The 11,722-nt window shown below is 65.0% G+C and carries 12 protein-coding genes; 3 read left to right on the top strand and 9 right to left on the bottom strand.

Features of this window, described 5'->3' with window-relative positions; translation table 11 throughout:
• Nucleotides 1-47: 47 nt before the first annotated feature.
• The 6 genes from ACIGJE_RS04825 to ACIGJE_RS04800 form a co-directional block, all read right to left on the bottom strand.
• Nucleotides 48-497 (bottom strand): RrF2 family transcriptional regulator, encoded by a 450-nt coding sequence (locus ACIGJE_RS04825; RefSeq protein ID WP_311939813.1) that lies wholly within the window; start codon nt 495-497, stop codon nt 48-50.
• Between the two features lie 125 nt (nt 498-622).
• On the bottom strand, nt 623-1,081 hold the full coding sequence (gene dut, locus ACIGJE_RS04820; protein ID WP_367623681.1) for a dUTP diphosphatase: 459 nt from the start codon (nt 1,079-1,081) through the stop codon (nt 623-625).
• A 271-nt stretch (nt 1,082-1,352) separates the two neighbouring features.
• Entirely contained in the window at nt 1,353-2,621 is a 1,269-nt protein-coding gene (gene coaBC / locus ACIGJE_RS04815; RefSeq protein WP_311939817.1) for a bifunctional phosphopantothenoylcysteine decarboxylase/phosphopantothenate--cysteine ligase CoaBC, read from the bottom strand.
• Nucleotides 2,622-2,897: 276 nt separating this feature from the next.
• On the bottom strand, nt 2,898-3,749 hold the full coding sequence (locus ACIGJE_RS04810) for an AcvB/VirJ family lysyl-phosphatidylglycerol hydrolase (RefSeq protein ID WP_367623680.1): 852 nt from the start codon (nt 3,747-3,749) through the stop codon (nt 2,898-2,900).
• A 202-nt stretch (nt 3,750-3,951) separates the two neighbouring features.
• Nucleotides 3,952-4,491 (bottom strand): translation initiation factor IF-3, encoded by a 540-nt coding sequence (gene infC, locus ACIGJE_RS04805; RefSeq protein WP_371260377.1) that lies wholly within the window; start codon nt 4,489-4,491, stop codon nt 3,952-3,954.
• A 199-nt stretch (nt 4,492-4,690) separates the two neighbouring features.
• A complete protein-coding gene (locus ACIGJE_RS04800; RefSeq protein WP_367623679.1) occupies nt 4,691-5,932 on the bottom strand; it encodes a glycosyltransferase family 4 protein in 1,242 nt (413 codons plus the stop codon).
• Nucleotides 5,933-6,127: 195 nt separating this feature from the next.
• Here ACIGJE_RS04800 and ACIGJE_RS04795 point away from each other — a divergent pair, with 195 nt between their 5' ends.
• The 3 genes from ACIGJE_RS04795 to ACIGJE_RS04785 all read left to right on the top strand — a co-directional run bounded on the left by ACIGJE_RS04795 (nt 6,128) and on the right by ACIGJE_RS04785 (nt 8,195).
• Complete coding sequence (locus ACIGJE_RS04795) at nt 6,128-6,913, top strand: alpha/beta hydrolase (protein WP_415084985.1); 786 nt, start codon at nt 6,128-6,130, stop codon at nt 6,911-6,913.
• Nucleotides 6,914-6,962: 49 nt separating this feature from the next.
• A complete protein-coding gene (locus tag ACIGJE_RS04790; protein ID WP_311939824.1) occupies nt 6,963-7,523 on the top strand; it encodes a NifU family protein in 561 nt (186 codons plus the stop codon).
• 102 nt (nt 7,524-7,625) lie between these two features.
• Nucleotides 7,626-8,195, top strand: coding sequence for a hypothetical protein (locus ACIGJE_RS04785; protein WP_415084983.1), 570 nt, complete (start codon nt 7,626-7,628; stop codon nt 8,193-8,195).
• An 82-nt stretch (nt 8,196-8,277) separates the two neighbouring features.
• Here ACIGJE_RS04785 and ACIGJE_RS04780 read toward each other — a convergent pair whose 3' ends face one another.
• The 3 genes from ACIGJE_RS04780 to ACIGJE_RS04770 form a co-directional block, all read right to left on the bottom strand.
• The gene (locus tag ACIGJE_RS04780) at nt 8,278-8,646 is read right to left on the bottom strand and encodes a hypothetical protein (protein ID WP_394313432.1); all 369 of its coding nucleotides are present in this window, start codon (nt 8,644-8,646) and stop codon (nt 8,278-8,280) included.
• A 191-nt stretch (nt 8,647-8,837) separates the two neighbouring features.
• Nucleotides 8,838-10,070 (bottom strand): DUF1501 domain-containing protein, encoded by a 1,233-nt coding sequence (locus tag ACIGJE_RS04775; RefSeq protein ID WP_415084981.1) that lies wholly within the window; start codon nt 10,068-10,070, stop codon nt 8,838-8,840.
• A 2-nt stretch (nt 10,071-10,072) separates the two neighbouring features.
• Nucleotides 10,073-11,530, bottom strand: coding sequence for a DUF1800 domain-containing protein (locus tag ACIGJE_RS04770; protein WP_415084979.1), 1,458 nt, complete (start codon nt 11,528-11,530; stop codon nt 10,073-10,075).
• Nucleotides 11,531-11,722 lie beyond the last annotated feature (192 nt).

The raw sequence follows: 11,722 nt of genomic DNA, 5'->3' as shown, positions 1-11,722 counted from the left end.
TTTATGTTGAATTACATATTTCTAATGTTTTTAGATCGCCAAGTTTTTCAGATCGCAAAGTCGATATTCGCAGGCGTGCCGCCAAAGACATGCTTGCGCTCGGCATCCCGGCAAAGATCCTCGACGGTGATCTGGTCGAGTTCGGCCAGGAAGGATTGCGAGGCCTGGTTCACCGCCGGGGCGATAACCTGGTCGACCAGGGTGGAGACAGGCGCCGGATCATCCTCGCCGGCGGCATCGGTCATCGCCGCGCGTACGATGTCGCCGACGCTGATGCGCCGCCGCTCGCGGGCCAGTTCATAGCCGCCCCGCGGACCGCGCACCCCCTTGAGAATATTGTGGCGCACCAGGGTCTGCAGCAAGGTTTCCAGATGGCGCGGCGGCAAGGCATGCCGGGAAGCAAGAGCCTTGGCGGCGACCGGCGTGGGCCTCGAATGGTGGGCGATATCGACCACGGCGGCGAGGCCAAGCAAGGAACGGCGCGAAAGCAACTGCATGTCGACCCCCTGATACGGTCCTATTCCAGAGCAAAGAGCGTTCAAGACTGAACGCCCATTTCCTCTGACTTCTCGTTCCGACGCGTCCTTGCGATTCGAATGATTCTTTCGAACCGCAAAACGCTTTAGGTTGCGGTGCCCGTCGAACCGAAGCCGCCGCTGCCGCGAACGGTCGAATCGACTTCCGCCGTTTCGACCAGGACAGACAACGTCACCGGGGCAATGACCAACTGGGCGATTCGCATGCCATGGGTGATGGCAAAAGATTCTACACTCAGATTGATCAGGGCGACTTTAATCTCACCGCGATAATCGGCGTCTATCGTACCGGGTGCGTTCAAAACGGTAATTCCGCTTTTCACAGCCAATCCGGAACGTGGGCGCACTTGTCCTTCATAGCCCTGTGGAATTTGGAAAACCAGCCCGGTCGGCACCAGAGCACGCATCATCGGTGCAAGAACCAGGGTTTCCCCCGGACCCAGCGCTGCCGGCAGGTCGAGACCTGCCGCCCCCTCGCTCTGGTAGGCGGGCAGCGGCAGGTCGGCGGCATGGGCGAGTTTCTTGACGGGAATGGTCAGGGTCATGGCAATCCTGCGTGGAGGGCGGGTCTTCAGACCCGCCTGTTTCAAAATCGTGGGGACAGGTGACGGCGTCGATGGGTCTGAAGAGCCTGTCTCAAAACTCGCAACACGGCCCGGAATAACTCCACCTTTGCCATGCTCGGCCTCGTCCGGGGCATCCCGATACCGCAACCCCATCGAGACTGGGATCCCAGGATCACCGGGACAAGCCCGGTGATGGCAAAAAGTCGAGGTTCCCCCGGTTTTCGGTCAGGCCCCGAAGACCGGCCCCCGGTCACGCCGCGGCACTGGCCAATTCGCCAAAACGAGCCACCAGAGCCCGGGCGACCGCATCCTTGTCCATGTCGGGCCAGGTCTCGATGCCCGAGGCGGAGACGAGATGAACGCGGTTGCGGTCCCCGCCCATCACGCCGCTCTCCGGCGAGACATCGTTGGCGACGATGAGATCGCAGCCCTTGCGGGCGAGCTTGGCCTTGGCATGCTCGACGACATGCTCGGTCTCCGCCGCGAAACCGACGACCAAGGACGGCCGGTGCGCCTTGTCCTTTGCGATGGTGGCGAGAATGTCGGGATTTTCCACCAGCGAAAAGCTCGGCGTGGCCTCGGCGCCCTTCTTGATCTTCTGGGCACCGGCATCGGCCACGCGCCAATCGGCCACCGCTGCCGCAAAGATGGCGATATCGGCCGGCAGCGCAGTGCTGACGGCATCCAGCATTTCGCGCGCTGTCTCCACCGGCACCAGGTTCACCCCCGGCGGCGGCAGCAGCGCAACCGGCCCCGAGACCAGGGTGACGCGAGCCCCCGCGGCCAAGGCCGCCGCCGCAATGGCATAGCCCTGCTTGCCGGAGGAGCGGTTGGCGATGTAGCGCACGGGATCGATCGGCTCATGCGTCGGCCCGGCCGTCACCAGTACATGCTTGCCGGCAAGCGGCAGTGCCGGCAGCAGGCGCGTATCGGCAGCCACCGAACCAGGCAGCGGAATGAAGGTCGGGCCCGCCAGGGCCTTTTCGATCGCAGCGACGATCTCCAGGGGCTCGGCCAGCCGTCCCGGCCCGTATTCGCCGCAGGCCATCTCACCGTCATTCGGGCCGACAAAGAGCACACCGTCCTCGCGCAACTGGGCGATGTTGCGCTGGGTCGACGGATGCAGCCACATGCGCACATTCATGGCCGGGGCGACCAGCACGCTCTTGTCGGTGGCCAGAAGCGTGGTGGAGGCAAGATCATTGGCGAGCCCCTGCGCCATCTTGGCGAGGAGATCGGCCGTCGCCGGCGCCACCACCAGTAGGTCGGCATCGCGCGACATCTCGATATGCCCCATCTCGGCCTCGTCCGTCAGCGAGAACAGGTCGGTATAGACCTTGTCGCCGGTGAGGGCGGAGACGGAGAGCGGTGTGACGAAGGCTTCGCCGGCCTTGGTCAGGATGGCCCGCACATCGGCACCGCGCTCGCGCAGGCGGCGAATCAGTTCGAGGCCCTTATAGGCCGCGATACCGCCACCGATGATCAGAAGAATACGCTTGCCGACGAGGGGAGTGGACATGGATCGATCCGCCTGGAGCCATTATCGCATTGTGCCAAAGCTTTGCGATTCCTAGAGCAAAACGCGTCCAAGTGTGAACGGCTATTTGCCCTAACTCTTTGTTTGGACGCGTCTTTGCGATTCTTGGCGATTCCAGGAAATCACAAAACGCCGTGGCGAGTCAGCCAGATCGCAAAACACTCCAGGAACTGGGCGAAAGAACCTTCCACCGGAATGTGCTCTGCTCCAGGACCTGCCGCACACACATAAATAGCGGAACCCGGCGATTCAATCGTTTCAGCGTTTGCTCGCCTGCGTCTCCATCCCGACGGGATGGGCCAGCCAGGCGAATCGATCCATCCCCGCATAACGGATCGGATCGCTGCTCGGCGACGCCGGCATGCCTTCAAGGATGAGGCTGGCAATCCTGTCGTAGTCACCGTCGAAATGGTGCCCGCCGGGGACTTCGACCACCTGCACCTTTGCGGCATCGACATCGTTGCAGCCCGACCGCGCGCCTTCATCGGCGCCGTGGAAGCACTGGATATGGGGGCCGTCAATGGCGTCGACGGCCGGGATGGTCGCCCTGCGCCCGCCGGCGACCTTCATGAAACCGACGGCGTAGTCGGCTTCCCGCGAGAGGCCGAGTAGCGAGACCTGGCGAATGCGCGCGCGCAGGTCGTCGGAGAGGCGGGTATAAATCGTGGCAGCGATATCGGCGCCGAAGGAATAGCCGACCAGGATGACCGGCCTGTCGGGGCCGATCGAGGCGGCCATCCTGTCGATCGCGGCCGCGACCTCGTCGGGGGAGCGGCGATGGATGAAATAGGCCAGGCTGTTCAGGCCGACCGTGGTCACGCCGGCGCGGGCAAGCCCCTCGGCGATACCGTCATCGATGCCCCACCAGCCGCCATTGCCCGATAGCAGGATAGCAACGGGGCCATCATCGCGCCTGCCCTTGACCAGGACGACCGGAAGGTCGCGCAAGGAAGCGGGCACATTGGCATTGTCGGGGGCGGCCAATCCACCCCAGACCCCGCCAAAGGCCTGCGGAAACCAGCGCGGCAACACCTTGGCGTCGACGAAGACGCCACCTGCGACGACAAGGGTCAGAAAGGCGAAACGCCGTAATGTCAGGGAACGGACCATGGGACGGCATGAAACAGATGAACTGTCTGTTCCTGTGCCCTGAACATGGCGCGACGATGGCGGCCCGGAACCGCATTAGATCTAGAACGTCGACCACGCTCCATCAATCGATGGAGCCGAGAGATCGACAATCTTGGCGCCACCGCCTTTGCCGACAAGAAGGATGTCGACCAGTGGTCGACACTCCATCCATCCGGCTCGATCAGCGCGGTGCCAGCACCATCACCATCTGGCGGCCTTCGAGCGAGGCATCGGATTCCACCTTGGCGATCAGGCCGGTGTCGTCCTTGACACGGTTGAGCAGGCGATAGCCGATCTCCTGATGCGCCATTTCACGGCCACGGAAGCGCAAGGTGACCTTGACCTTGTCGCCTTCCTCGAAGAAGCGCTTCATGGCCTTCATCTTGACGTCATAGTCGTGATCGTCGATGGCCGGGCGGAGCTTGATCTCCTTGATCTCGACCGTCTTCTGATTCTTGCGGGCCTCGGCGGCCTTCTTCTGCTCGTTGAACTTGAACTTGCCGTAGTCCATGATCTTGCAGACCGGCGGCTCGGCATTGGCTGCCACTTCGACCAGGTCCAGTCCGGCTTCAAAGGCCATGGCGATCGCCGCCCTGGTGTCGGTGACACCGCGATTCTGCCCGTCCTGATCGATCAGCATGACTTCGCGGTTCCGAATCTCCTCATTGATGCGCGGGCCGTCCTTGACGACGGGTGCGTTTGTCCTCATAGGGCGACGAATGGCGGTAAACTCCTCTACCATGAATTGATTTGGGCGAGCCGACGGCTTCGCGTCGAAGCCCGCGCCCGGATGCGGGAAGATGTTGCCGAAGCGCCCGGAAGTCAACGCTTTCATGCCCGCTGCGCGAAATTTAGATCACAAATCAGCCCGATAGACTGTCACGGGCTCGCCATGCGGCGAACAATTCGCGGCTTTTCGCTCACTCGTCTTTGAGCTTGCGGCTCTTCATCAGAAGGTCGGCATAGACATCGAGCGTGGCATTGCACATCACGTCCAGCGAGAAATGTGCCTCGACATGCGCGCGGGCACGCGCCGCGAGGCCATCGCGGGCCGAGGCGCCCAGGGTCAGCGCCTCGTGCAGGGCCTCAGCCAGGGCTTCGGCATCGCCCACCGGCGTGCGCCAGCCCGTACGCAGATTGCCGACGATCTCCGGCGGAGCCAGCACGGTTTCGGAGGTGGCGCCATGGTCGGCCACCACCACTGGGCAGCCCATCGCCTGCGCTTCCACCGCCGTGCGTCCGAACGCCTCCGGGCTGGTGGACGGAATGGCGACCGCTGCCGCGGAGAGATAGGCGGCCGGCATGTCCGAGCAATGGCCGACGCGCAGCACCAGCCCCTTGAGGCCGCGCTCGGCGATGCGCGTCTCGAGCTCGGCGACATAGCCGTCCCGGCCCTGGGCATCGCCCGCCAGGACGAAGACGGTGTCTTCGATACCCTTCTGCTTGAGGATGGCGGCGGCGTCGATCAGCACGCGCTGGCCTTTCCAGCCGGTGAGACGGCCGGGCAGCAGCACGATGCGCTGATGCGGCGCCACGTTCCAGGCCCGGCGCAGCGTCTCCACGCGCTCGAAAGACACGGCGGAAGGCGTGAAGGCCGTCAGGTCGGTACCGCGATGGATGACGCGCAGGCGCTCCGCCGCCTCCGGCCAGTTTTCCTTGATGGTGGCGGCGGTGAAGTTCGAATTGGCGATGACGACATCGGCCTGCGCCATCACGCCGTTATAGCGCTTCTTCCATTCGGAACTCGCCGAATAGGCGCCATGATAGGTGGTGACGAAGGGCAGGTTGAGCTTCTTGGTGGCGAGGCGGGCCGACCAGGCCGGCGCGCGCGAGCGGGCATGGATGAGATCGACCTTCTCCTCGCGCACCAGGCGTTCCAGCCGCCGGGCATTGCCCCAGATGCGCAGCGGATTCTTGGTCGAGGCATTGAACGGGATCCAAAGGCCGCCACGGGCCTGCAGTTCGCCGACCAGCCGGCCGCCTTCGGTGGCGACCAGGGCCCGGGCACCCGCCCGCGTCAGCGCATCCGCGATGTCGATGGTGGTGCGCTCGGCACCGCCGGCATCCAGGGCCGGAATGATCTGCAGCACGGTGATACCGGCAAAGCGTTCCTCCTTCGGCCGTCGGCCGACCGGGCGAGCTTTGGACGAGAAATCGGACATGGGTGCAGATTTTTCCGGCTTGGTTCGGCGTGATGATGAGGGTGGCCAATGGACCTTCGTCCATGACACCCTCTATAGAGCGCCCCATGTTCTAAATGAAAGGTGATGCAGCGCAGGATTTTCGGGCCGGCCCCGCATATTTTTTCGGGCGTCCCACCAGAACGCGCCGCCGCACCAGCAAGAGGAAGTGACCGGATGACCAGCAACCCCGCCATGATCAGCGTCGGCGAAGGCCCGTCCAGCCGTGCGATTGCCTGGCGTCACCAGCCCGGACGCGGCCCGGATGTGGTATGGCTCGGCGGCTTCCGCTCCGACATGCAGGCGACCAAGGCCAGTTTTCTGGCCGAGTGGGGCGCGCGCCATCACCGGGCGGTGACGCGATTCGATTATTCCGGCCATGGCGAATCAGGCGGCCGCTTCGAGGAGGGTACCATCGGCTCCTGGCTCGAGGACGCCCTGGCCGTGATCCGCGAAGGCGTGAAGACGCCGCCGATCCTGGTCGGCTCCTCAATGGGAGGCTGGATCGCCCTTCTCGCCGCGCGGGCCCTGGCCGGCACGCCGCTGGCACCGGCCGGAATGGTGCTGATTGCCCCCGCTGCCGATTTCACCGAAAGGCTGATGTGGGACCAGTTTCCCGATGCGGTGAAACGCGAGATCATCGACAAGGGCGCCTGGCTGCGCCCATCCGACTATTCGCCCGAGCCCTATCCGATCACCCGGGCGCTGATCGAGGAAGGCCGCAACCATCTTCTTCTCGGCGACATGGTGAAAACCGGCTGCCCCGTCCATATATTGCAGGGGATGGAGGATCCGGACGTGCCCTGGCAGCATGCCATGGCGCTGGTCGAGAGCTTGGCCGAGGACGATGTGACGGTGACGCTGATCAAGGATGGCGACCATCGCCTGTCGCGCCCGCAGGATCTCGACAAGCTGGTCGAAGCGGTGGAGGGCATTGCGCCCAAATCGCAGCTTCTCCTATAATTGCGAGGTCCTGGCCGGCCTTGACCCGGCCCTTGGAGCGGAGAGACAGATGTTCATTCAGACCGAGGCGACGCCGAATCCCTCGACCCTCAAATTCCTGCCCGGCCGCGAAGTGCTGCCCGAAGGCATCACGCTGCACATGACGAATGCCGCCGAGGGCGCGCAATCGCCGCTGGCGCAGAAGCTCTTTTCCATCGAGGGCGTCGCCGGCGTGTTCTTCGGCTCGGACTTCATCACCATCACCCGCTCGGGCGTGGAATGGCAACACCTCAAGCCTGCCGTGCTCGGCGCGATCATGGAGCACTACCTTTCCGGCGTGCCCATCCTCAACAAGGATGTCGCGCCGCTGGAGGAAGGCGAGGAGTTCTTCGACGAGGCCGACGAGGACACGGTCGAGACCATCAAGGACCTGCTCGAGACCCGCGTGCGCCCGGCCGTGGCGGCCGATGGCGGCGACATCACCTTCCGCGGCTATCGCGAAGGCGTAGTCTATCTCGCCATGAAGGGCGCCTGCTCGGGCTGCCCCTCTTCCACGGCCACGCTGCGCAACGGCATCCAGAACCTGCTGCGTCATTTCGTGCCGGAAGTACAGGAAGTCCGCGCGGCCTGAGGCGGCAGGGTGCTTTGACGAGCGGCATCGTCCGGCCGCTTTCATCAATGTTTAAGGTGGCGGGTGCTTAATCCCCTCGGGGGGCCGGAGTTCGCTACGGCCATGCGCCTGCTGCCATCTATCCTCTTTGCGAGCGCCCTGTTCGGCGCAGCCCAGGCCCAATCCGCACCGCTGACGGAGCGGCGCCTGATCGACCTGTTCGATGTGCGCCTCGTCCGGGACGGGCTGGATCCGATCCGTGCCTGTCGCGGGAAGGACGACGAGTCCTATGCCTGCACCTTCGGCGACGCCGAATATCTGACGACGATCACGCCGAGAGGTGATGTCACCGGCTCGATCGGCACATCCCGTTCGCCCACCTCGATGACCATCGTCCTCGCCGGCGATGTAGTCGATTCGATCGGCCTGGTGGGTGACCGGGCCAGCCCGGCGGACCTGATCAACTTCACCGCCCACCTCGAAAGCCTGTTGCATGCGATCGGGCCGGAAAAGAGCGACTACGACATCGAGCAGGACACACTCGATCTCGGCGTGATGCGCGGCGATGCCGATGGCGACATCGGCAAGGCCCGGGTCGTTACCGAGGGCTTCGCCACCATCCGCTGCCTCAACCAGCGCCTCACGGTGAGCGCCGGCATTGCCTGCATGATCACGATGAGGCCGACCGGCTGAACCTTCTTCGGCTCGTATCACATGGATAATTGGGAAACGGGCGTTTCCAAAGCGCCCACCCGTTCCCCCGACGCAAAATGCTTCATTCCCACTCGAAGAAGTCCGGATGGGTACGGCGCCATTCCGCCACGCGCTCGCGATGGGCGCCGATCATTTCGCCGAACTGGACGCAGGCCCGGCGGTCGCCCCTGTCGCAGCCTGCATGCAGGCGATCGAGGCGGTCGACATAGGGATCATAGGCGACCGGGGCCGGCTCATACACCGGCGCAGGCCGCGGCGGCGGGGCGGGACGGTCGGCCAGTGCCTGGCCGAGCAGGACGCCGCCGACCGCGCCAAGCGCTGCACCGCCGACGAAAGCACCGGTGCGGCCATCGCCGGCAGAGGCCGGCGTGACCGCCAATGCTGTCGTCACGCAAAGAATCGCGGCTGAAAGGCAGATCTTCATCGTCATTGTAACAGGAACTCCGATTTGATTACCCCAGCATTGTCAGTAAAATATCGGCTGACGCCTTAAGGCCAGATGAACAACAATGGTTTATTTCAAATATTTCTTCCTAAGAAATCAGTAATTCTTGTGACGCTGACGCCGAATTTGGCCACAATCTCGAACCGATTGACTGATTTGATTGCGATCCCTGCGGTTCAGGCAACAAGTCCGGCCAGCGGTTGAACCGGCAGCGAATCCGGGAAAACAGTCGATCCCAGCACCATTGGCGAGAGGCCGAACTGGTCGGCCAACAATCCCTTCAGCACGCTGCGCACATCCGTGGTCGGCTTGAGATCGCGGCCCTCGTGAAGCTGGGCGATCTTCAAGCCCGGCCAATCGGCGACGACGCGCCCTCCCTTGACCGCACCGCCCGCCAGCAGCATGACCGTGCCGGTGCCGTGATCGGTCCCTTCGGTGCCATTGATGCGCGCAGTGCGACCGAATTCGGTGACGGCGACCACGATCGTATCTTTCCAATGCGGCCCCAGGCCGCTCTCGAACGCCGCAAAGGCACCATCGAGACCACCAAGCAAGGTCGCGAGCCGGCCGGTCGCCCCGCCCTCGTTGACATGGGTGTCCCAGCCGTCGAAGGCCAGCGCCGCCACGCGTGGCCCGTCATCGGCCGCAATCAGGCGGGCCGCTCCTTCGGCGGCCTGGCGCATGCCGGCGGCACTGTCGAGACCTCCCTTGCGCCTGGTCATGCCCATGCCGTCTCCGGCCGCCATGCGTTCGGCCTCCAGCCCCCTGCGCAAGGCGGAGGCGAGGACCGGATCGCGGTGGTCGTAGAGATCGAGAAGCCGCGCGGCGAGATCATCGCCCGCATCCGGCAGCACTTGCGGGGCCCAGCCGAGCACCGGCGCGGCACCCCGCATCACCAGGGGCGTCGAGGGCCCGACGGCGAGACCGCCCTGCGGCGCGACGCGGTCGCCGGCAGGAAGGGCGGCGAGAGCGCGGTTGAGCCAGCCCGTCGCGGTATGGCCCGGCCCCGGAAAGCCGCTCTCCAGCACGTCCTGCCCGTCGAAATGGGAGCGTTCGCGATAGCCGGTGGCAGCGGCATGCACCACCAGAGCCTGCCGGGCCTGGAACAGCCGGGCAAAGGTCGGCATGGCCGGATGGAGAGCAAAGAACCCATCCAGGGGCAGGGCCGGATGCGGCCCGTCCAGCGCCAGGGCGATATCGCCATGCGATCCGCGATAATCGGGGTCACCGACCGGCGCCACGGTCGAGATCCCGTCCAGCGCGCCACGCAGCACGAGCACGACCAGGCGCGGATCCCTTGTCCCGGCCGCTCGGGCAAAACGCGGCAGATAGGCCCAGCCGAACAGGGCGCCGCCGGCCAGCAGGACAGCGCGGCGGGAGGGATGCGGACGCTCGCACAATGAATCCATGGCTATCTCCTCTGGAACTCGGGAGCCATCAAGAGCAGCGCCACCGCCTGCTGGCGCGACTCGGCGCGGATGACGGCATCGCGCGTCTCGGCTGATACCGAGGGACCGATGAGCGCTTCCAGGAGATCGGCAGGCTCGGCAAGAGTCCTGGCCTGGCGCGCCGCCTGCGAGGCGATATCGAGGCGCATCGCCATGCCCGCCGGGGAGGCCTGTGCATCGACGAGATCGGAAAAGCCGTTCGGGCCGGGCGGCTGCCACAGGGGCGCGCCCAGCACCGCCAGCCAATTGAGGGTCTGCCCGGGATCGGCCTCGGAACCGGGACCGATACCGCGGCGCAGGGCGAGAACGAAATCGAGGGGAGAGCGCATCTTCGCCAGCGGCTGCGACCAGGCGTCCGGCGCGTTGACCAGCGCCACGGCGATGGCGCGAAGATCGCCATCCGTCTTGGCGAACGTCTCCGCCAGGCGTGCGACCATCTGAGGTGGTGGATCGTCCGCGATGAAATGGCGCGCGATCTTCGTGGCGATATGCCGGGCGGTGGCGGGATGGCGGGCAATATCGTTGAGCACGGCCTCGGCCTGGCCCATGCCGCCGGCCGGGTAGGTCTTGCCGAAGAAGACCTGGTCGCCGGGCTCATGCGTGTTGGCATTGAAGACGAAGCTGCCGGGCTCGCCGAGCCGCCCTTCCCGCCCCGCCACCATCCAGCCGGTGAGGATGCGCGCGAAGGCGGTCACGTCGGCCTGGCTATAGCCGCTGCCGACACCAAGCGTATGCAGTTCGAGGATCTCGCGGGCGAGGTTCTCGTTCAGGCCACGGTTATGATTGCGCCCCGCCCGCGAGCCTGGGCCGATGGATTGCTGGTTATCCAGGTAATAGAGCATGGCCGGATGATGCTCGACGGCCACCAGCATGTCGGCAAAGCGGCCCAGCACGAAGGGGCGGATCGCCTCCCGCTCGAAGGCGCCCGCCGCCGCGCGCACGATGTTGTCCTTGGCGGCCGAGACGCAGAAATGGTTGGACCAGAAGGCGACGAGGCGCTCGACGAAGCCGATTTCCGCCGCCATCGCCTTGGCAAAGCGCGCCTGCGCTTCCGCCTTCAGCAGCCTGGCCTCGACGGGCGGCTCCGGCTTCATCGGCCCCTGCGGGGCGGGAGCGGCGGATATAGCGGGCTTGCCTTCCGGGTCCATCTGGACGGCGGCGGGCGCCGTCATCCGCTCCATCTTGCGCTGCAGGTTTTCGTTCATGACGGCCTGGATGGCCGCGGCACTGCCCGGCAGGCGGTCGGCATCCGCCGCAACCGGGATCAGGGCAATATCGGGTTTGGCAAGCTCCGCCCGCAACGCCGCGCGCGGGTCGCCGCCCAGCCTCGCCAGGTCGCCGGGGCGAGGCCCCAGGCCGAAACGATTGAAAACGACCCGTGCAGGGTCAAGGTCCTGCTCCACCACCACCGCCTCCCCCATTCAGGGTGGCAGCAGTATCGGCGAGGTGTCCGCTGCCATCGCGGCGATCCGATGACTTTAAGAAGGTCGACTATTTCCAAACTTTGCTGAACAACCGACGGCCTGAGCTTGACCGGGCAGCATCGTCCACCAGCAGACGCGGATGGTTTGCCTTTCTACCGTAAAGGGAGTAGGCAGGCTTCCCGCGACAGC

It is taken from the genome of Labrys sp. E2SS-1L (assembly GCF_057073705.1).
This window is presented reverse-complemented; position numbering and strand designations above follow the sequence as displayed.

Bases quoted from the DNA above. Each gene is read 5' to 3' on its own strand.
- ACIGJE_RS04825 (WP_311939813.1), bottom strand. From the start codon at position 497: ATGCAGTTGCTTTCGCGCCGTTCCTTGCTTGGCCTCGCCGCCGTGGTC.
- dut (WP_367623681.1), bottom strand. From the start codon at position 1,081: ATGACCCTGACCATTCCCGTCAAGAAACTCGCCCATGCCGCCGACCTG.
- coaBC (WP_311939817.1), bottom strand. From the start codon at position 2,621: ATGTCCACTCCCCTCGTCGGCAAGCGTATTCTTCTGATCATCGGTGGC.
- ACIGJE_RS04810 (WP_367623680.1), bottom strand. From the start codon at position 3,749: ATGGTCCGTTCCCTGACATTACGGCGTTTCGCCTTTCTGACCCTTGTC.
- ACIGJE_RS04800 (WP_367623679.1), bottom strand. From the start codon at position 5,932: ATGTCCGATTTCTCGTCCAAAGCTCGCCCGGTCGGCCGACGGCCGAAG.
- ACIGJE_RS04795 (WP_415084985.1), top strand. From the start codon at position 6,128: ATGACCAGCAACCCCGCCATGATCAGCGTCGGCGAAGGCCCGTCCAGC.
- ACIGJE_RS04790 (WP_311939824.1), top strand. From the start codon at position 6,963: ATGTTCATTCAGACCGAGGCGACGCCGAATCCCTCGACCCTCAAATTC.
- ACIGJE_RS04785 (WP_415084983.1), top strand. From the start codon at position 7,626: ATGCGCCTGCTGCCATCTATCCTCTTTGCGAGCGCCCTGTTCGGCGCA.
- ACIGJE_RS04780 (WP_394313432.1), bottom strand. From the start codon at position 8,646: ATGACGATGAAGATCTGCCTTTCAGCCGCGATTCTTTGCGTGACGACA.
- ACIGJE_RS04775 (WP_415084981.1), bottom strand. From the start codon at position 10,070: ATGGATTCATTGTGCGAGCGTCCGCATCCCTCCCGCCGCGCTGTCCTG.
- ACIGJE_RS04770 (WP_415084979.1), bottom strand. From the start codon at position 11,530: ATGGGGGAGGCGGTGGTGGTGGAGCAGGACCTTGACCCTGCACGGGTC.